The organism is Pedobacter suwonensis (assembly GCF_007833675.1).
GTDB lineage: Bacteria > Bacteroidota > Bacteroidia > Sphingobacteriales > Sphingobacteriaceae > Pedobacter > Pedobacter suwonensis.
This window is the reverse complement of the sequence record NZ_CP031708.1, coordinates 3117297-3136669: the sequence shown is the minus strand read 5'-3', so window position 1 is coordinate 3136669 and position 19373 is coordinate 3117297. Positions and strand designations below refer to the sequence as shown.

General features: G+C 40.3%; 19 protein-coding genes. 11 read left to right on the top strand and 8 right to left on the bottom strand.

Annotated elements, in window-relative coordinates:
* The first annotated feature begins 7 nt into the window (after positions 1-7).
* The 5 genes from DV942_RS12810 (at position 8) to DV942_RS12790 (ending at position 5434) form a co-directional block, all read left to right on the top strand.
* On the top strand, positions 8-2524 hold the full coding sequence (locus tag DV942_RS12810; RefSeq protein ID WP_145858019.1) for a zinc-dependent metalloprotease: 2517 nt from the start codon (positions 8-10) through the stop codon (positions 2522-2524).
* Positions 2525-2771: 247 nt separating this feature from the next.
* On the top strand, positions 2772-3524 hold the full coding sequence (locus tag DV942_RS12805) for a phosphodiester glycosidase family protein (protein ID WP_244950685.1): 753 nt from the start codon (positions 2772-2774) through the stop codon (positions 3522-3524).
* A 70-nt stretch (positions 3525-3594) separates the two neighbouring features.
* Complete coding sequence (locus DV942_RS12800) at positions 3595-4512, top strand: hypothetical protein (RefSeq protein ID WP_145858015.1); 918 nt, start codon at positions 3595-3597, stop codon at positions 4510-4512.
* 115 nt (positions 4513-4627) lie between these two features.
* Positions 4628-4819: a cold-shock protein gene (locus DV942_RS12795; RefSeq protein WP_010599196.1), complete on the top strand. Its 192-nt coding sequence runs from the start codon at positions 4628-4630 to the stop codon at positions 4817-4819.
* An 87-nt stretch (positions 4820-4906) separates the two neighbouring features.
* Positions 4907-5434: an RBBP9/YdeN family alpha/beta hydrolase gene (locus DV942_RS12790; protein ID WP_145858013.1), complete on the top strand. Its 528-nt coding sequence runs from the start codon at positions 4907-4909 to the stop codon at positions 5432-5434.
* Positions 5435-5532: 98 nt separating this feature from the next.
* On the opposite strand, the gene DV942_RS12785 is transcribed toward DV942_RS12790, so the two are convergent.
* The 5 genes from DV942_RS12785 to DV942_RS12765 all read right to left on the bottom strand — a co-directional run bounded on the left by DV942_RS12785 (position 5533) and on the right by DV942_RS12765 (position 7978).
* A complete protein-coding gene (locus DV942_RS12785) occupies positions 5533-6015 on the bottom strand; it encodes an anti-sigma factor family protein (protein WP_145858011.1) in 483 nt (160 codons plus the stop codon).
* Positions 6012-6593, bottom strand: a complete 582-nt coding sequence (locus tag DV942_RS12780) for an RNA polymerase sigma factor (protein WP_145858009.1) — start codon at positions 6591-6593, stop codon at positions 6012-6014. The genes DV942_RS12785 and DV942_RS12780 overlap by 4 nt, the downstream gene beginning before the upstream one ends.
* A 165-nt stretch (positions 6594-6758) precedes the next feature.
* Complete coding sequence (locus DV942_RS12775) at positions 6759-6962, bottom strand: hypothetical protein (protein ID WP_145858007.1); 204 nt, start codon at positions 6960-6962, stop codon at positions 6759-6761.
* Between the two features lie 64 nt (positions 6963-7026).
* Entirely contained in the window at positions 7027-7347 is a 321-nt protein-coding gene (locus DV942_RS12770) for a DMT family transporter (protein WP_145858005.1), read from the bottom strand.
* Between the two features lie 64 nt (positions 7348-7411).
* Complete coding sequence (locus DV942_RS12765; RefSeq protein WP_145858003.1) at positions 7412-7978, bottom strand: Crp/Fnr family transcriptional regulator; 567 nt, start codon at positions 7976-7978, stop codon at positions 7412-7414.
* Between the two features lie 235 nt (positions 7979-8213).
* Here DV942_RS12765 and DV942_RS12760 point away from each other — a divergent pair, with 235 nt between their 5' ends.
* Positions 8214-8528 (top strand): DUF6249 domain-containing protein, encoded by a 315-nt coding sequence (locus tag DV942_RS12760; RefSeq protein ID WP_145858001.1) that lies wholly within the window; start codon positions 8214-8216, stop codon positions 8526-8528.
* A gap of 12 nt (positions 8529-8540) precedes the next feature.
* Complete coding sequence (locus DV942_RS12755; RefSeq protein WP_244950684.1) at positions 8541-9638, top strand: serine hydrolase domain-containing protein; 1098 nt, start codon at positions 8541-8543, stop codon at positions 9636-9638.
* Positions 9639-9682: 44 nt separating this feature from the next.
* On the opposite strand, the gene DV942_RS12750 is transcribed toward DV942_RS12755, so the two are convergent.
* The 3 genes from DV942_RS12750 to DV942_RS12740 are packed head-to-tail and all read right to left on the bottom strand — an operon-like array spanning position 9683 to position 11793.
* Positions 9683-10105 (bottom strand): hotdog fold thioesterase, encoded by a 423-nt coding sequence (locus tag DV942_RS12750; protein ID WP_145857999.1) that lies wholly within the window; start codon positions 10103-10105, stop codon positions 9683-9685.
* Complete coding sequence (locus DV942_RS12745; protein ID WP_145857997.1) at positions 10095-10604, bottom strand: DinB family protein; 510 nt, start codon at positions 10602-10604, stop codon at positions 10095-10097. Before DV942_RS12745 ends, DV942_RS12750 begins: the two co-directional genes overlap by 11 nt.
* On the bottom strand, positions 10585-11793 hold the full coding sequence (locus DV942_RS12740; protein ID WP_090983482.1) for a sensor histidine kinase: 1209 nt from the start codon (positions 11791-11793) through the stop codon (positions 10585-10587). The genes DV942_RS12745 and DV942_RS12740 overlap by 20 nt, the downstream gene beginning before the upstream one ends.
* Positions 11794-11931: 138 nt before the next feature.
* Between DV942_RS12740 and gltX the strand changes: the two genes are divergently transcribed.
* The 4 genes from gltX (at position 11932) to DV942_RS12720 (ending at position 19365) form a co-directional block, all read left to right on the top strand.
* Positions 11932-13440 carry a glutamate--tRNA ligase gene (gene gltX, locus DV942_RS12735; protein WP_145857995.1) on the top strand — a complete coding sequence of 503 codons (1509 nt, stop codon included), beginning with the start codon at positions 11932-11934 and terminating at the stop codon, positions 13438-13440.
* Positions 13441-13681: 241 nt separating this feature from the next.
* A complete protein-coding gene (gene ypfJ / locus DV942_RS12730; protein WP_145857992.1) occupies positions 13682-14524 on the top strand; it encodes a KPN_02809 family neutral zinc metallopeptidase in 843 nt (280 codons plus the stop codon).
* Between the two features lie 103 nt (positions 14525-14627).
* Positions 14628-15761, top strand: coding sequence for a sensor histidine kinase (locus tag DV942_RS12725; protein WP_145857990.1), 1134 nt, complete (start codon positions 14628-14630; stop codon positions 15759-15761).
* A gap of 19 nt (positions 15762-15780) precedes the next feature.
* A complete protein-coding gene (locus DV942_RS12720; RefSeq protein ID WP_145857989.1) occupies positions 15781-19365 on the top strand; it encodes a response regulator in 3585 nt (1194 codons plus the stop codon).
* Positions 19366-19373: the final 8 nt, after the last annotated feature.

Sequence of the window (19373 nt, the reverse complement as noted above, 5' to 3'; positions counted from 1 at the left end):
TATACACATGAATAAAAATCTTAAGGTATTTGCCCTTGCAGGTATCGTAGCACTTGGCATAGCCGGAACCAGTCCGGTATATGCCCAGAAAAAATCCAAAACAACTAAAGGAAGCACTCCAACAACTCCAACGGCAGCTCCCGCGGTAGCACAAAAAAAAGAAGGCATTAAACCATTTGCTGAAGTAATTACTGCAAAGGCGAGAACAACAAACGGTTTATTTAAAACACATAAAGTTGATGATAAATGGTATTTTGAGATACCGGATTCAATGATTAACCGCGAAATGCTCGTAGTTACCCGTTTGGCAAAAGCGCCTGCAGGAGTAAAAGTGGGTAACCAGCAATATGGTGGGGAAGAATTAAACGAGCAGGTATGGAAATGGGAGCGTAGAGGTAAACAGGTTTACATTCGGGTACCTAGCTATTCAACCAAAGCTGATCAGAACAGTGATATGTACGAATCAGTACAAAATTCTAATCTTGCGCAGATTTTGGCAAGCTTTGAAATTAAAGCCTATAACAAAGACACAACAGGCGTTGTGATTGATGTTACCGATTTTTATAACGGTGATATTATGGCCATCGGTGCTACGGATCAAATCCGTAAAGCATACAAAGTTACGATGTACGATGGATCACGCTCTTATATTGATACGATAAAAACTTTTCCTATCAATGTGGAAGTAAAAACAGCTAAAACCTACCGTGCTGCGGAATCTCCTACTGATAGCAGTAATGGAGCTGTTACTTTCGAGTTTAATACATCGATGTTATTATTGCCAAAAACGCCTGTGAAAGCCAGGATAATGGATAGCAGGGTTGGTTATTTTGGTCAATCTCAAATCGATTACGGAAGCAATGCACAAAAAGCAGAACGTACAGCCTACATTCACCGCTGGAATTTAGTTCCAAAGGATACAAATGCCTATAAACGGGGCGAATTGGTAGAACCGGTAAAACCGATCATCATTTATATCGACCCTGCAACGCCAAAAAAATGGGTGCCGTTTTTGATCCAGGGAATTAACGATTGGCAGGTAGCGTTCGAAGCTGCTGGTTTCAAAAATGCCATTATCGGTAAAGAAGCGCCAACACCGCAACAAGACCCTCAGTTTAGTGTAGAAGACTCCAGGTACTCGGTAGTCCGTTATTTTGCCTCAGATATTGCAAATGCTTACGGCCCGCACATTAGCGATCCCCGTACCGGACAAATTTTAGAAACGCATATTGGTTGGTACCATAACGTAATGAACCTGTTGCGTAACTGGTATTTTGTACAAACAGCAGCCATTAATCCTGAAGTGCGTAAAGCACAATTTACCGATGCACAGATGGGCGAGCTGATCCGTTTTGTGTCATCACACGAAATTGGCCATACTTTAGGCTTGCCACATAATTTTGGCTCAAGTTATGCTTATCCTGTTGATTCCTTACGTTCAAAAACATTTACCGATAAGCATGGTACCGCGCCATCAATCATGGATTATGCACGTTTTAACTACATCGCTCAGCCTGGTGATGGTGTAACCAAACTTCACCCTCAAATAGGAGAATACGATAAATGGTCTATAAAATGGGGTTATTCCTGGATTCCCGGCAACAAAACCGCAGAGCAGGAAAAGGAAGTTTTAGACCAGTGGACATTGAAAAATGCAGGTAATCCTTTATATTTCTACGGCCGCCAGGGCACCTCATTAGATCCACGTTTGCAAAGCGAGGATTTGGGCGACAACGCCATGAAAGCCAGTACTTATGGCATTGCCAATCTAAAACGCATTCTTCCAAATGTTGAAAAGTGGACCTATCAAAAAGGAAAAGATTACAGCGATTTAAAAGAGATATATACCGAAATTGTTGGCCAGTTTAACCGTTACATGGGGCATGTAGCAACCAATGTTGGTGGTTTAAGCGAAAACTTTAAAACTTACGACCAAAAAGGGCCGGTTTATGCCTATTTACCGAAGTCAAAACAAAAAGAAGCTGTTACTTTTTTTAACCAGCAATTATTTAATACGCCGCTTTGGTTAATCAGCAATGATCAGTTAAGTAAATTTGATAATGGTGTATTGTTAAACCGCATTAAAGGCGTTCAAACAAATACTTTAGGTAATTTACTATCAGCATCCCGTATTGCCCGCTTGTTAGATAATGAGACTAAAAATGGCAAAGCTAAAGCATATACCTTGCCTGAATTATTTACAGACCTAAGGTCATCCGTTTTTGTAGCTGGAAGAGCAGATGCATTTAAACGTAATTTACAACGTGCCTACGTAGACCGTTTGCAGGATCTGATGACTAAAGAAAATGAACTTCCGGTTGGCTTCCCTGTAGATTATGCTGCAAGTTATGGTTTAACGCCAATCAATGTTGGCTTATCTGATATCAGGCCATTGGTTCGTGCGGAATTGAAAACCCTATTGGCCACCACAAAAGCCAGGGCTGCTGCCGGTGATGCCATTACCAAAGCACATTATGAAGATTTAAATATCAGAATTAAAGATATTTTAGATCCGAAGAAATAAATAAGTGCATGGTTGAATGTAGCCCTGCATTCAATGATTATTTTGCGTTAGCTAAACCTCGCAGGTTTCAAAAACCTGCGAGGTTTTTTAATGACAAGTTTTTAATTTTATCCTAAAACAAGGTTATGTTTAAAAAGATATTTTTTTCGTTGCATTATTTACTTTAAGTTTCTCATCCTTTGGCCAAAATGCCGATTCCATTACCGTTGTTAAAACCAAATGGCATAAAAGCAGAATCGCCCGGCAGGTGGTTTTATTCAGACATCACTTTGATCATAAAAATCTTTTTGCGGCAAACCAGAATATTTCATTTTTAGAAATTAAAAATACAGGTCGTAGGGCCGTTTTTGCTATTGGGGCAGAAGAAAGAGAGTTGCTTACCACCAGCAATTTTGGGTTAAGGGATAAGGCAATAGCAGCGATAAACGGCAATTTTTTTGATGTAAAAAACGGAGGTGCTGTAGATTTTGTCCGTGTTAACGGAAAAACCATCAACACAAACCACTTAGATAAGAATGGTAATAGGGCCAGGCATCAGGAAGCAGCAGTTGTAATTGAAAATGGAAAAATTTCGATTAAAAAGTGGGATAGGACAACAGACTGGGAAACAAAGCTGACCGCCAATGATATGATGTTGAACGGACCTTTACTAACTTTAAATAATATTGATGAAACCTTGGATACGACCAGTTTCAGTCGTTTGCGTCATCCGCGTAGCTGCCTTGGGATAAAGGCAAACGGGAGGGTGATTTTGTTGACCGTTGATGGAAGAAATGATCATGCTGCGGGCATGAATTTGTTCGAGCTAACCAAACTGATGCGTTGGTTAGGCTGTACAAGTGCCCTAAATTTTGATGGTGGCGGTTCAACTACCTTGTGGGTTAATGGAATGCCTGATCATGGAGTGATTAACTACCCAACCGATAATAAAAAATGGGATCACGAAGGGCAACGTAAGGTTGCCAATGTCATCCTGGTGAAAAAACAAGGCAATAGATAACGTTGCCCTTCTGATAATGCTGTTCGCCTCTGGTTAAAAAAACCTATTTTAGCTCAATATTTTCGTCGACATGTTTAAAAATACCATATACCCTATCTTTTTTGTACTGATGCTTTCTGCCTGTAATTATGGCGCTAAAACCAGCAATCCAACCTTAAGGGATTTTACTTTCGAACCTGTAAAGGGCATTCGTTATGTTGAAGTAAAGCGGCGTTTTAAAGATGGATATTCTTTCAATCGGGAAGGTTTTATGCAAAAGCCATCATGGATTATTGAAGTGGTAAAAGAAGACACGATGGCTGCATGGAGCCCACAGAAAAAAAGGATGCAGAATTTTTACCTGCAGTACGACCACGCCAATGTATATAATTTCGCAGCAGAATTTTTTAAAGTGAAGCACATCAGTAAAGACAGTTTGGTTTTTCAAAGGATACAGGTAGATGGAAAGGTGATTGCCACGGATGTCCGTTCTGATGTAAACATGACTTTTTACGCTCAGGATTATATAAAAAATAAATTAAAAACGAAAGCCGAAGAACTGCAAAAACCGAGCAAAGCCGACACCGCTTTTATAGAGAAACGTTCGGCCGAAGTTAATGCCAGTAGTGACAGGGCTTTTGCCGCTACAGATCCGGTTCAGTTTATCCCTAAAAGCAAAATTGCGAGGGTTGAAAAAATCAGTACGGTAGACCGGACGAATAACAGAACCGAGGCTTACGATTACATGTTTCCACAATATATTATCAGGATAGATCGCGCTTATAAGGATTTTGCTTACCAGGTTTCGGCTATTGTTGATTTTCAGGGAGGAATACATGTAAAAACGGTTTATAACGTGCTTCCTGAAAATGCTGAGGCTAAAAAAAAGGTAGCGCAGGGGATAGCCGATATCTATGTCAGAAACCTTTTTAATGTTGCTCCGGGAACAACATTGGAGATTCCGCATAATAGCGAAATTACTTTGACCATGATTGGGAAAGCGAAATAAAAGGCCTTAGTAATCTGTTGTTTACAAAAAATTAATGTTAAAAAATGTTAAGATTTTATTTTGATTTTAAAAATTAAAACTTACCTTGCATACTTAATTTTTAATATTTAATACAATGCAAGAAGGCACAGTAAAATTCTTCAATGTAACTAAAGGTTTTGGCTTTATCATCCCTGCGAATGGCGATAGCGAAATTTTTGTTCATTCAACAGGTCTTATCGACGAAATCCGTGAAAACGACAAAGTACAATACGAAGTTGCCAACGGTAAAAAAGGCTTAAATGCCGTTAATGTGAAAGTAATTTAATTTATTTATCATATTTACACATGAGGCTGCTTTCTTGCGATGGCGGCCTTTTTTATTTCATTTTTACGCGGATTCATAGTGTACCCAATGAACCATTACTTTATTGTTCCTGGCCTGGGTAATTCAGGCCCCGATCATTGGCAGACGCATTTTGAAAAATCCGGAGATCATTTTATCCGTATTAATCAATTGGAATGGGATAAACCGGCCAGTAGAGAGTGGATTGAAACGATTGAACAAGCACTTGTTGGCTATGATTTGGACAATGTAATTTTAATTGGTCATAGTTTAGGTTGCACAGCAATTGCAAATTGGGCGAAGGAATACCAAAAGAAGATAAAAGGTGCCTTATTGGTTGCGCCCAGCGATTTGGAAGCGCCGCGTTATACTTTTGATACAGTCGGTTTTGACCATGTACCTTTAGCTAAAATCAATTTTAAAAGTATTGTTGTAGCCAGTTCAAATGATGAGTGGGTAACATTAGAAAGAGCTGGGTTTTTTGCCGAAAATTGGGGCAGTGAATTTATCAATATTGGTAATGCCGGACATATTAATGCTGCCTCGGGATTTGGAGATTGGCCAATGGGGTTGGAGATTTTGAAAACTTTGGGTTAACATTTAACTTGATGAGTTCCCTCATATTCCGCGAAAGGTGCAGATGAACATAAGTCTGCGTAAATCATTCTGACCTGCGGGAACGCTGTAAAGCTATCTTACTTATGAGCAACTTTTTTCCTTAAAAACAGGTCAAGAAATACCAGTCCTACCACCAGATCAAAAAATAGAAAGCTATACAGTACAGTTGGCGTAATATATTGATCTACCCTAAAGTTTAAATTAGGGTTAAATCCAAATTTAGGCATACTTAGCGTAGAGTTGTAAATTACATAACCCAATAGGGATAGCAAAGATAGGATGAAAAAGCCGCCAATACCGTAAATTATCTTTTTATCCACCTTGGTTTTCATGGCCACGGGTGCCGGCGCCAGGGCAATACTTTCCATCACATTTCTGGTAAAAGACATGGAAGGCTCATCAAGATCGAGTGCATTAAAAGCCGAATTAAGTTTTAGCAGCCCCTCATACTGCGCCTTAATCCCGGCATTGGATTCAATTTTCTCTTCAATGGCTTTTTTTGAAGATTCGTTGAGCCTCCCATCAATATAATCCCAAAGCTGTTGTTCTATCGTATTCATAGTAACTCCTTTACTTCATCTTTTAACAAATATTGTAATTTTTCTTTAAGTCGCTGCCTGGCCCTATGCAATTTTACCTTTATGGTATTAGGTTCCATGTGTAACGTTTCGCCAATTTCTTCCAAACTCTGCTCGCCCTTATAAAATAGGGTAATAATGGCGACATCATCCGGTAAGAGCTGTGTAATGGCCATATTTAAAAAAGCATGGCTGTCTTGCTTCTCGTACCCATTTGCACTAAAGGCAGAGATCTGATTTTCGAGTTGCAAAACGGCGCTTTCATCATCTATTGAAGTGGTATCTAACCGGTTTTTCCTTAAGAAAGTCATGGCCGTGGTGTAAGTAATGGTGTACAGCCAGGTGCTAAATTTAGCCGTTTGTTTAAAAGTACCCAGAGCTTTATAGGCTTTTACAAAGCAATCCTGTGCAACCTCTTCAGCATCTTCCCTGTTTTTTAAAAACCTTAAAGCAAGCGTAAACACAAACCGCTGATGGCGTTTCACCAATAAAGCATATTGATCGGTTTCACCGTTCAATACTTTTTGGATCAGCGCTAAATCTGTAGTGTTTTGCTCCATGTTTAGTAGTGAGACTACACAAAGGATGATCAGGTTACACGTGAAACATGATTAAAGAGATTTATATCTTTGGGTTGAGACAAATAATCAAAATAGTCTTTTTTTTATGGAAACGAAAGGGCAGTATTTTATTGGGGATTGCAGCCCTGCTGTTCGCTGTAGCCCTCATTCTTCGGGGCTGCCGCTGCCATCAGGTTTAGGAACAGTGTTTCTGCACCTCGAAACCTCAAAAATGAAATCCTGTCTTTGCCAATTAGCCCTGGGTGCAGCGGTACCCTGCAGGCTGAGGTACGAAGCCGAAGCGTACAAGCGGAACACGGGAATTACGTTATTTATTGCACAATCAATGCGCTCCAAAAAGATAATCATACGGTGAAACTTGGGAAATTTGTTTGTGCGCTTGCCAGATAAACTCCGGAAGTTGAGCTGTCTGCTAATGCGAGGCGAAAAATTTTAACCCGGCAATGGATCCAATAAGGGTGCAGATAAAAAATATCCGCCAAAAGGTTGCGGGTTCATTGAAGTATAAAATCCCGATGATGACCGTTCCTACAGCACCAATACCGGTCCAAACGGCATAGGCTGTTCCCATGGGTAAAGTTTGGCTTGCTTTATTGAGCAATAAAAAACTTAAGGTTATACAGATAAAAAAAGCTGCGCTCCATTTTATACTCGAAAAATTGTTCGATAATTTAAGGCAGGTAGTAAAGCCAACCTCAAAAAGGCCGGCAATAATGAGAATTATCCAGTTCATGATAAATGTGTTTCTGCAAATTTAAATCGCGTTGAGCAGGCAACATTTTACAAATGTTAAAAAATCATTGATGTGCCGCCCTTATTCGGCTCAATGTCACCTGCGTTACACCCAGATAGGAAGCAATATGTTTTAAGGCCACTCTTTTAATCAGTTCTGGAGATTGTGCTGCAAATTCATGGTAACGTGCAGCAGCGCCTTTAAAAGCCCGGTCTATGAGTCTCCTTTCCGTTGCAATGAGTTCCTGTTCGGCAATTTTTCGGCCCCAATTGGCTATCTCGATGTTTTGCCTGTAGAGCATAAAGAGATCGGCAAGTTTAATCCTGATTAGTGTGCTATTGGTTAAAAGTTCGATATTCTCATAACCGGGACTATTGTTGATATAACTGTTGAACGAAAAAAGAACCGAACCGCTTTCGCCAAACCAAAAGGTAATCTGTTGGTTTTCGCCATCACTATAGGCCCGGGCAATGCCATTTTGAAGTATATAAAAATATGGTTCTACTTTATCAGCATAAATGATTGTGGTACCTTTAGGATATTGGACGCACGCCATGTGATGGCTGAGCTCGACCCAAGCATCATTACTTAAAGCGCTAAAAAGTGGTATATCTCTGAGTTGTTCAATCAAAATAAGAAGATTTATTACAAAAATAGAAATGTTTCTAAGTTTGCTGCCTTAGGTTTGGTAATAATAAAGATCTGCTGATTGACTTTTTTTAACCTATAGTGTAACCTGATTAAAAATCATGTAGTCATAATACACAGAACACGGTTCGGTTTAAATAATATCCTATTAACATATTAAAAATTATCATTATGAGCGGTATATTAGTTCCCATCTCACTTTTTTAGGCGGATTTGCCATGGTATTTGGAATCCGTTATTTATCAAACAAGGAGAAAATGGCCATGATTGAGCGTGGAATCAATCCTGGGGTCGGTAAATCGGCACCTAAACCTTATTTGAGTTTAAAGTTCGGTTTGTTGCTTGTAGGCTTAGGTATTGGCCTGCTCGTGGCCCTTACACTAGTAAGAAATATGTTTAGCGGCGAGATGACAGATGCAGAAACCTCGCAGGCTGTAGCGGTTTATTTTGGCTGCCTGGGTGTTTTTGGCGGCTTAGGTTTGATTATTTCTTTTGTGGTGGAGAAGAAAGCGATTGAAAAAGATAAATTCTAGTCAATTTTAATCGTGAAAAGAAAAAATATCAGGGTACTGTGTGGCCTTTTATCCATACTAACCTCCTGCATGTTCTGGCCTGTAGCGACAAATGCCCAAAAGCTGAATGGTCAGATTGATAGTCTGATCAAGAGGGTAATAACCGATCAGCAGGGACCCGGAGGTGTATTTATGGTTGCTCAGAAAGGAAAAGTTCTTTATCAAAAAGCTTTTGGCAAAGCCAATATTGAACTTGGGGTAGACCTGGCTCCTGAAGATGTTTTCCAATTGGGCTCTATGACCAAACAGTTTACGGCAATATCGGTGCTGCTTTTGGAGCAACAGGGTAAATTAAAGGTAAGCGATTCCATTTCAAAATACATACCTGATTATCCAGCTGGAAATAAAATTACGATACACCATTTACTTACCCATACTTCGGGAATTAAAGATTTTACCAAAATGAAGTCGCTTGTCAGTATTGCCCAAAGGGAAATGACACCTAAAATGATGGTCGATTTTTTTAAGGATGAGCCTGTTGACTTTGCTCCAGGCGAGCGTTTTGAGTACAATAATTCGGGCTATGTATTGCTAGGCTACCTAATTGAACTCATTTCTGGTGAACGATATGCAGATTTTGTTCAGCATCACATTTTTGATCAGCTTGGTATGAGCCATTCCTATTACGCCAGCGATAGGCAGATTATCAAAAACCGCGCTTATGGATACCAGAAGAAAGAAAATGCTTATGTAAACAAAACGGTGATTAATTTTAGCGTACCCTTCGCATCGGGGTCTTTAATGTCTACGCTGGCCGATCTGTTGAAATGGCAAAATGCACTGAGTCAAAATAAACTGTTAAATACAGCAGAAACAAATAAGGCCTTTTCGCCCTATAAATTAAATAACGGTACATTATTTAATTATGGTTATGGCTGGCACCTAAAGGAGTTGGAAGGTTTGCCGGTAGCCGCACATGGCGGAAGTATATTTGGGTTCAAAAGCATGGGTGTTTATGTGCCTGGTGAAGATATTTATGTGGTTGGGCTTACCAACTGTGATTGTAATTCGCCAACCTTACTTACCGAAAATATAGCGCGCCTGGCGATCATGCATTTAATTGAAAGGTAACTAAATCCATATCAAAGGGAAACCGCCGGCAGTTAGCTGCTTTCCTATTGCGGTTTATTAATAATCGCTACGGTTAGCCTGCTAATGCAGTTCATTTTACCACGCTCATCGTAAATTTTTATCTCCCAAACGTGGGTTTTGGCTCCTATATGCAGGGGTTTGCAAATGCCTTTAACCAAACCGTTTTTTACCGGCCGTAAATGGTTGGCATTTACTTCTAAGCCAACAGCAACGTATTTATCAGGGTTAATGCACATATACGACGCAATACTGCCCAGCGTTTCTGCCAAAACCACCGAGGCGCCACCATGTAAAATGCCGGCAGGCTGGTGTGTACGTTCATCAACGGGCATGGTTCCGGTAATAAAGTCTTCGCCGATTTCGGTAAAGCGGATATCGAGCAGTCCGCCTAAATGATTTTTCGGACGGCTGTTCAGCTCATCAACTGTAAAGTTTTTAAACCACATGGTAACGTTCTTTTAAAATAGAAATATGGTGGATAATGTGGCCACCGGCAATAAACAAAATCGATTTTACATTAATTTCCCTGCCTGAGGCAATACCTTTTCTGTTCAGTTCTTCTTCGTTCAAAGATTTAAAAAGATATAAGTTAGCTTTACGCAGTGTGATAAACTCTTCGATCAGGTCTTCCAGATCACGTTGGGCAAAGCGGGCATTCAGCACATAGTCATCTTCTTCGAAACCTGGTAAAGGCTGCTGTTCTTTCCGTGCAAAACAGGTAATGCGGTAAGCAAAAACGCGTTCAGTATCAATAATATGGCCTAACATTTCTTTGAGCGTCCACTTACCTTCGGCGTAAGCATAATCAGCTTTATCGGAGTTTGCCCTAAACAAAGCCGGAAGGCTTTTGGTCTGATCGCTTAAAATCTCGAAAATATCACCATTAACTTTACTGATGTAGGTTTCGCCCCAGGCGGGATATTCATTAGGCTGTGGTCGGTTCATATCTTAAGCTGCTTTTTAATATTATTCTAAAAGTGGTGCCTTTGCCCAGTTCAGATTCTTTTACAAAAATTTCGCCACTGTGGTAATTTTCCACAATCCGTTTGGTGAGCGATAAACCCAGGCCCCAGCCACGTTTTCGGGTGGTATAACCAGGTTGAAAAACCGCATCGAACTTAGACCTTGGTATACCTTTTCCGGTATCGCTTACATCGATAAAAACCTGCTCTTTGGCTAAATTTTCTACAATGTTGATGGAAATTGAACCTTCATTTTCAATGGCGTTCGCAGCATTTTTAAGCAGATTCTCAATTACCCAATCAAACAATGGAACGTTCAACATGGCCCGTACCTGTTCATCGCCGGTAATGCTAAATTTAACCTTATCTGATGTACGTACTTTGAAATAACGGATAAAATCACTCACTACGATGTAAACGGTATGGTCTTCAAGTATAGGTTTTGAGCCGATTTTGGAGAAACGATCGGTTATGATTTCCAATCGCTTAATGTCGTTTTCCATTTCAGCAATCAGCGGATCATCTTCTGCATCAAATTTAGATTTCATCAGTTCGGTCCAGGCCATAAGCGATGATATCGGTGTACCCAACTGGTGTGCCGTTTCCTTGGCCAAACCTACCCAAACATGATCCTGTTCGTCTTTCCGTGCAGAACTGAATGCAGCATAAGCAGTTAAAAGAAAAAGAAAGATAACACCCATCTGGATGTATGGAAAATACCTCAGCTGAGTTAGAATGAACGAGTCGCGGTAGTAAGCCTTGAATTTCCGGCCAAAAATATTCATTTCGTCAGGCGGATGCTGGGCTTTCATTTGCCTTAACTGGCGGACGAAATATAAACTATCGTAAGTAAGTTTGGTATCTGCAACAGGGTAATTGGTTTTAGTACTGTCTAAACCAAAAAAAGAAGTAATCATTCCGGCAGAATCAATCATGATTACAGGGGTTTTTGTGTTTTTTCTAACGGTTTCTACCACATCGCGGTAATCATCATTATCATAAAGAAACATGGCCCGTTCCTGGATCCTTACCCAAAGGTGAAACTGGTTTGCCTCTTCACGTTCCATTTTTTTTACAAAAGAATCAGTATAAAACACTGAAGCAATGCCAATTAAGATGGCAAAAATGAGAAGGAAAAACTTCCAGCGGCGTTTCTTTTGATAAGGATTCATGCTTTAGCTAGCCAAATTACAATAACAAAACGAAAAAAACAGAAAAAACATATCTTTGTACTGAGCATAGTGCGTTGCGCTTTGAGCATGGATTGCACCATGGCTCTAAGCTAATAACTCCCTGCTCTTTGCTTAATCATGGATAAGAAAGTTAGAGTAAGATTTGCCCCAAGCCCAACCGGAGGTTTGCATTTAGGCGGTGTGCGCACTGCCCTGTTTAATTATTTGTTTGCCAAAAAAAATAATGGAACTTTTGTACTGAGAGTAGAAGATACCGATCAAAACCGCTTTGTGGAAGGCGCAGAACAATATATTGTAAACTGTTTGAATTGGTGCGGCATTACACCAGACGAAAGCCCAGATCATCCAGGGGTTTATGGACCGTACCGCCAAAGCGAACGCAAAGCCAGCTACCGCAAATTTGCAGAACAGTTGATCAGTGATGGTTATGCCTACTACGCTTTTGATACCCCTGAAGATTTGGATGCCAAACGCAAAGAGATTCCAAATTTCCAGTATGGGCAGGCCACACGCATGCAGATGCGTAATTCTTTAACCCTTACCGTAAGTGAAGTTGAAGAGTTATTGGCTGCTAAAACACCGCATGTTATCCGCATTAAGGTGCCAGGTGATGAAATAGTACATTTTAATGATTTGATCCGTGGTGACGTAAGTTTCGAAACGGCTTTGGTTGATGATAAAGTTTTGTTAAAAGCTGATGGAATGCCAACCTATCACCTGGCCGTTGTGGTTGATGATAAGGCAATGGAAATCAGTCATGCTTTTAGGGGAGAAGAATGGTTACCTTCTGCACCGGTACATATCCTGCTTTGGAAATATTTAGGTTGGGAAACCGATATGCCGCAATGGGCACACTTGCCTTTGATCTTAAAGCCAGATGGACATGGAAAATTAAGCAAACGCGATGGGGACCGCTTGGGTTTCCCGGTTTATGCCATGAACTGGACCGATCCTAAAACCGGTGATGTAACCAGGGGATTTAAAGAAATGGGTTTTATGCCCGAAGCTTTCATTAATATGCTGGCCCTTTTAGGCTGGAATGATGGTACGGATCAGGAACTATTTTCGTTAAAAGAACTGGAAGAAAAATTCTCGATAGAAAGAATTAGTAAAGCAGGCGCTAAATTCGATTTTGAAAAAGCGAAATGGTATAACCATGAGTGGATTAAAGCGGAGAACGCTGAACGCTTAGCGCCAAGCGTAAAAACGGAGCTCAAAAATGCAGGTATTGAAATTAAAGATGATGCTTTTTTACATACTATTATCGACCTGATTAAAGATCGCTGTACTTTATTGCCTGATTTTTTAGCGCAGAGCGGTTACTTCTTTGTTTCACCTGCAGAATATGATGTGAATTCAGTTAAACCTAAATGGACAGCTGAAAAGGCTGAGTTCTTTAATAGTTTCGCTGCAGGTTTAACCTTAACAGATGCCGGCTCTGCAGAAGCAGCCTTTAAAGCCCTTGCTGAAGAAAAAGGCTTTAAACCGGGAGAATTGATGCTTCCATTCCGTATTATGTTGGTGGGCGGTAAATTTGGTCCGGGCGTTTTTGATATTGCAGTATTGTTGGGCGTGGCCGAAACTCAGGCAAGAATAGCTAAAGCGATAGCAGTTTTTAACGCATAACGCATAATATTTTTAGGTGTATCCAGAGAAGTCGAGTTTTTTGAAACTTGACTTCTTTTTTTTTTTTATTCTACAGCAACCTGGCGATGTCTATTAGATAAAACCAGTTACTTTGTCCCAATCTAGAAAGCGGACTTCTGTTATCGCCACAACCCCAAAGGATAATCAAAAAAATAATTTATACTTTAGCATAACAATTCGCCCACAATTAAGGTTTATTCAGAAAACTAAAAGATAGACTATGCAATGGTTTGGTAAAGGCAGTAATAATGTAGAAGACGGCAGGAGTGGCGGAGGAGGAAAAACCATCCTCGGCGGTGGTGTAGGTATCATAATTGTGGTGCTAGGCCTGATTTTTGGTAAAGATCTAACCGGCTTGGTGGGCCAGATTCCCGCTACCACAGGTACTGAAGAAGTTAAGCAGGGTGTGCCTGCAAACGATCCACAGGCACAGTTTGTAGCAGGTGTGTTAGAATCAACAGAGCAGGTGTGGGATAAAGAATTTCAGACAATGGGCAGGCAATATGAATATCCTAAGCTTAGGTTGTTTAGAGATGCAGTGCAAACAGCCTGCGGAAATGCCAGCGCTAATGTTGGACCATTTTATTGCCCGGGCGACCATAAAGTGTATATCGATTTATCATTTTACGATGATTTAAAGAACCGTTTTGGCGCTGCCGGAGATTTTGCACAAGCTTATGTAATTGCGCATGAGGTTGGCCATCACGTTCAGAATTTATTGGGGATTTCGGAGAAACTAGACCAGGCGCGTGGCCAGGTTAGCGAAAAGGAGTATAACCGCTTATCGGTAAAATTAGAATTGCAGGCCGATTTCTTTGCCGGACTTTGGGCACATCATGCTCAAAACCTTAAAGATTTTAAATTGGAAGAGGGCGATATAGAAGAAGCACTAACTGCCGCCAATGCCATTGGCGATGATAAATTGCAAAAACAGGCTACCGGCGAAGTGAAGCCTGATTCTTTTACCCACGGTACCTCTGCCCAGCGGGTGTATTGGTTTAAAAAGGGTTTCGAAACAGGAGATATAAAACAGGGCGATACCTTTAATTCAAATAATTTGTAAAAAATTAAAACTTTTTTAAAACCTGGCTGTTTGTTTACAGTTATACAGATTTTATCTTTAAACCAAACATAATTATCCCGGCTTCTTATTTTTTTTAATCAAGATGATCCTTATAGTTGATGACAGGCCAGAAAACCTGATCTCCTTACAGAAAGTACTCCAGGCACACAATTTTGAGGTTGATACCGCATCATCTGGTGAGGAGGCGCTTAAAAAAGTTTTAAAAAACAACTATGTCCTGATTATTTTAGATGTGCAGATGCCAGATATGGACGGCTTCGAGGTAGCTGAAGCTATTTCGGGTTTTAGCAAGGCAAAAGATACGGCCATCATATTTCTCTCGGCCGTAAATACAGAGTTAAAATTCATTACAAAGGGATATCTTAGCGGCGGATTGGATTATATTACCAAGCCGGTTGATATTAATGTCCTGCTCCTGAAAATAAAAACGTTTTACCGTATTTACGAACAGAATAGAAAGCTTAATGAGGTGCAGGAAAAGCTGCTTGAAGAAATTGAATTCAGAAAGCAGGCCGAACATAAAAAAGACGAATTCATTAGTATTGCCAGCCACGAACTAAAAACACCTTTAACCAGTGTAAAGGGCTATATCCAGCTCCTGCAAAGGAGCCTTAAGAGGGATGATAAAGCTGTTGCGCAAAACCATCTCGAAAAAGCCAGTATCCAGCTCGAAAAGTTGAACGAATTAATTGTCGATCTGCTCGATATCTCGAAAATCGAAAGCGGAAAGATGAAGTTTAATATGAAACCTTTTTGTGCAGATAATATGGTAAATAATGCCATTGAGATGTTGCAGCAGTCTAATCCCGACTTTAAAATCAGCAAACTGGGCCAAACCGATGAAATGATTTTTGGTGATGAAATGCGGCTGGAACAGGTGGTGATCAATTTTATTACCAATGCCATAAAATATGCTCCCGGAACCGACCAGGTTAATGTAACCGTGAATATTAAAGATGAGAAACTTTACGTGGCTGTAAAAGATTTTGGGATCGGTATTTCAAAAGAACAGCAGCAAAAGATTTTTGATAAATTTTATCGGGTAGAAGAAAACAGCAACCGGTTTAACGGTCTGGGGATTGGCTTATACATCTGTTCAGAAATCATAAACCGCCATGGCGGCGCTATAGGTGTAAACAGTGTGCCGGATGAAGGTTCTGAATTTTATTTCATCATTCCGACTACAGAAGAAGAAATCCTCAAAAATCAAATCTAATTATCCTTAATCCACATTAATGAAAACAACTCTTAAAAGTAATTTGCGTTTAGGTCTCGGCTTATCGCTCATTATTCTATTTATCAGTTCCCTGGCTTCTTACATAAGCATTGGCAACCTGATTAAAAGCACTGAACTGGTTAAACGCAGTGATGAGGTAATTTTGAATGCTGAAAGTATTATATCGTATTTAAAAGATGCCGAAACTGGCCAGCGAGGCTTTTTATTAACTGGAAATAAGGTTTTTTTAACGCCATACTATGGCGCAAGTGATTCGGCTGCATCACTATTAAAAAAAGTTGAATTCATCACCAGAGACAATCGAGTTCAGCAAAAGAATATAGCCGCACTAAAAAATATCCTTTTCAAGCGAATGGGGATCATTAAATCCACTATAGAAATTAAAACTTTAGGCGGTGCTATTGATCCAACAGTTTTGTTTCAGGGCAAATTTTATATGGATGATGCCAGGGCCATTGTAAGCAAAATGGTTGCCGAAGAGAAAAGATTACTGGAAGAAAGAACCAATGAACTGAATAAACTTACCTCATATACGCCCATCCTAATTTTAATTGCGGCGCTTCTTGCCATTTTGATTACCTTGTTTTTTTACCGGAGGGTATCAATTGACTTTGATGAACGTGTTAAACTTCAGCAGGAAATTGAAGATAAAAAATATGAGATGGAAAAACGCATAGCCGCCATTAAGGAAATTGCGGTTCAGATCTCTAACGGTAATTATGGCGTAAAGCTCGATAATCAAAGCCAGGATGATATTGGCGAACTTTCCGAATCGTTGAATACCATGTCATTGTCGTTAAAAAAATCTTTTGATGCATTAGAAGAGAATGAGTGGTTGCAAACCGGGGTAGCTAACCTAAACGTGAAAATGGTTGGCGAAAAAGACGTTTTTCATCTGGCAGAAGACATTGTGGAATTTCTGGCCAATTATACCAATAGCCAGATTGGTGCCATTTATTTATTTAAGGATGATGGATACCTGCATTTAAAAGGACAATATGCGCTACAGGGGCAGAATTTAGCCCAAACCATAGAGTTAGGCCAGGGTTTAATTGGCCAGGTGGTTAAATCTGGCAAGCCTATATTGCTGAATGATGTTCCTCAAAACGAGCTAGCCATTACACATGCTACCGGAAAGATTAAACCTGCGCAGTTAATCGTATTGCCTATCATTAGAAATGAAATTTCGATAGGTGGGTTAGAACTAGGTACCATTGCTCAATACAGTGAGCTGCAATTGCATTTCCTGAATTTGATTTTATCTGATATAGGTACCGCTTTACTGGGTGCACAGAACAGGTTTAAGTTGCAGCAATTGTTAGAGGAAACGCAGGCGCAATCAGAAGAGTTGCAGGTGCAGCATAACGAGCTGGAAGGTTTAAATGCAGAACTCGAAGCGCAGGCACAGAAACTTCAGGCCAGCGAGGAAGAATTACGTGTACAGCAGGAAGAGCTGTTGCAGAGTAACCAGGAGCTTGAAGAGAGAAGTAGCTTACTAGAGGAAAAAAACGAACTGATTGAAGAACGGAATATTGAGATCCAGCAAAAAGCAGAAGCTTTAGAGCTAAGTACAAGGTATAAATCAGAGTTCCTGGCCAACATGTCGCACGAGTTAAGAACACCGCTCAACTCAATATTGCTGTTGTCAAGACTAATGGCCGAAAATGAGGCTATGGATCCTGAACATCAGGAATATGCATCGGTTATTCAAAGCTCCGGTCAAGGGCTGTTGAGTTTAATAGACGAAATTTTAGACCTTTCTAAAATTGAGGCAGGCAAAATGGAACTCGATCGTACCAATGTTAAGGTTGATGATATCGTTTCCGGTATGCGTTCATTGTTTAATCCCGTGGCCAGGGATAAAAACCTGAACTTCATTATTGAAAAATCGGCCGCGGTTCCTGAATTTTTCCATACCGATAGAATGCGCTTAGAGCAGATCATTAAAAACCTGCTTTCAAATGCCATCAAATTCACTACAGCAGGTTCGGTAACCTTAAATATTAGTACAAATGAAAAATTAGGCGCACTGGTATTTAAAGTTACTGATACCGGTGTAGGCATTGCACCCGAAAAGCAGGGTATGATATTCGAAGCTTTTCAACAGGCCGATGGTTCCACGCGCCGTAAGTTTGGTGGTACAGGCCTTGGGCTTTCCATCAGCAGAGAGCTGGCTAAGCTGTTGGGCGGATACATCGATTTGAAGAGTGCAGAAGGCGAAGGAAGTGTTTTTACGCTTACGTTGCCAATTGATAAAAATAAAGGCTTTGAAGGAGTAGTACCCCAAACCGAGAAACCGGTAACGGCTTTCGAAACTCCGGTAAAAAAAGTAACCCATTTAACGGTTGGAAATATTCCGCAAGAGATTGAGGATGACCGTAATGATATAGGGCCGGATGATAAAGTGATTTTAATTGTGGAAGACGACACTCCTTTTGCCAAAACACTTTTAGATTTCACAAGGAAACGAAACTATAAGGGGCTGGTTGCCGTGCGTGGCGACCAGGGTATTGAAATGGCAAAAACATTTAAACCGCTGGCCATTTTACTTGATATTCAACTGCCTGTTAAAGATGGCTGGCAGGTAATGGAGGAGCTTAAATCGGATCCTGATACACGCCCGATTCCGGTACATATCATGTCTTCTTTGCAGGTAAAGAAAGAAAGTTTATTAAAAGGTGCGGTAGATTTTATCAATAAACCTTTTGCGTTTGAACACATGCAAGAGATATTTTCAAAACTTGAGCACGCTTTAACCCGTTATCCTAAAAAAGTACTTATTGTAGAAGAAAATGAACAGCATGCCAAGGCACTAAGTTATTTTCTAAGCAATTTCAATATCCAAACGGAGATAGTTAACCAGGTAAACGAAGGCGTTTCTGCTTTGCATAAGCCAGAGGTCAACTGTGTGATTCTGGATATGGGCATTCCAGATAAACATGCTTACGAAACACTTGAAGTGGTGAAGCAAACGCCTGGCCTGGAAAATTTGCCTATTATCATTTTTACCGGCAAAAACCTGTCAAAAGGTGAGGAAAATCGGATCAAACAATATGCTGATTCAATCGTGGTAAAAACGGCGCATTCCTATCAGCGTATTTTGGATGAGGCTGGCCTGTTTCTTCATTTGGTAGAAGAAAAAAGTAAAGATAAAAATAAAGCCCCTAAAAAGTTTTCTGAACTGCAGGATGTACTGGTTGGTAAAACCGTTCTGATCGCGGATGATGATGTGCGTAATATATTTTCCTTAACCAAAATGTTAGAACAGCACCAGATGAAAGTGGTAGCGGCCATCGATGGAAAAGAAGCCCTTAAACTTTTAAATGAAAATCCTGAAATTGATGTAGTTCTAATGGATATGATGATGCCGGAAATGGATGGTTACGAAACCACGACAGCCATCAGGCAGAATATCAAATACCGCAACCTGCCAATTTTAGCCGTTACCGCAAAGGCGATGATGGGTGATCGTGAAAAATGCATTGCTGCCGGTGCATCCGATTACATCAGCAAACCGGTAGATATGGATCAGTTGATATCGTTATTAAGGGTTTGGCTATACGAAAATCATCATACATCATAAACCATTGT

What these genes read in the sequence shown, in the direction of transcription:
- DV942_RS12810 (WP_145858019.1), top strand. Translation starts at nt 8, where the DNA reads ATGAATAAAAATCTTAAGGTATTTGCCCTTGCAGGTATCGTAGCACTT.
- DV942_RS12800 (WP_145858015.1), top strand. Translation starts at nt 3,595, where the DNA reads ATGTTTAAAAATACCATATACCCTATCTTTTTTGTACTGATGCTTTCT.
- DV942_RS12795 (WP_010599196.1), top strand. Translation starts at nt 4,628, where the DNA reads ATGCAAGAAGGCACAGTAAAATTCTTCAATGTAACTAAAGGTTTTGGC.
- DV942_RS12790 (WP_145858013.1), top strand. Translation starts at nt 4,907, where the DNA reads ATGAACCATTACTTTATTGTTCCTGGCCTGGGTAATTCAGGCCCCGAT.
- DV942_RS12785 (WP_145858011.1), bottom strand. Translation starts at nt 6,015, where the DNA reads ATGAATACGATAGAACAACAGCTTTGGGATTATATTGATGGGAGGCTC.
- DV942_RS12780 (WP_145858009.1), bottom strand. Translation starts at nt 6,593, where the DNA reads ATGGAGCAAAACACTACAGATTTAGCGCTGATCCAAAAAGTATTGAAC.
- DV942_RS12775 (WP_145858007.1), bottom strand. Translation starts at nt 6,962, where the DNA reads ATGATTATCTTTTTGGAGCGCATTGATTGTGCAATAAATAACGTAATT.
- DV942_RS12770 (WP_145858005.1), bottom strand. Translation starts at nt 7,347, where the DNA reads ATGAACTGGATAATTCTCATTATTGCCGGCCTTTTTGAGGTTGGCTTT.
- DV942_RS12760 (WP_145858001.1), top strand. Translation starts at nt 8,214, where the DNA reads ATGGTATTTGGAATCCGTTATTTATCAAACAAGGAGAAAATGGCCATG.
- DV942_RS12750 (WP_145857999.1), bottom strand. Translation starts at nt 10,105, where the DNA reads ATGTGGTTTAAAAACTTTACAGTTGATGAGCTGAACAGCCGTCCGAAA.
- DV942_RS12745 (WP_145857997.1), bottom strand. Translation starts at nt 10,604, where the DNA reads ATGAACCGACCACAGCCTAATGAATATCCCGCCTGGGGCGAAACCTAC.
- DV942_RS12740 (WP_090983482.1), bottom strand. Translation starts at nt 11,793, where the DNA reads ATGAATCCTTATCAAAAGAAACGCCGCTGGAAGTTTTTCCTTCTCATT.
- gltX (WP_145857995.1), top strand. Translation starts at nt 11,932, where the DNA reads ATGGATAAGAAAGTTAGAGTAAGATTTGCCCCAAGCCCAACCGGAGGT.
- ypfJ (WP_145857992.1), top strand. Translation starts at nt 13,682, where the DNA reads ATGCAATGGTTTGGTAAAGGCAGTAATAATGTAGAAGACGGCAGGAGT.
- DV942_RS12725 (WP_145857990.1), top strand. Translation starts at nt 14,628, where the DNA reads ATGATCCTTATAGTTGATGACAGGCCAGAAAACCTGATCTCCTTACAG.
- DV942_RS12720 (WP_145857989.1), top strand. Translation starts at nt 15,781, where the DNA reads ATGAAAACAACTCTTAAAAGTAATTTGCGTTTAGGTCTCGGCTTATCG.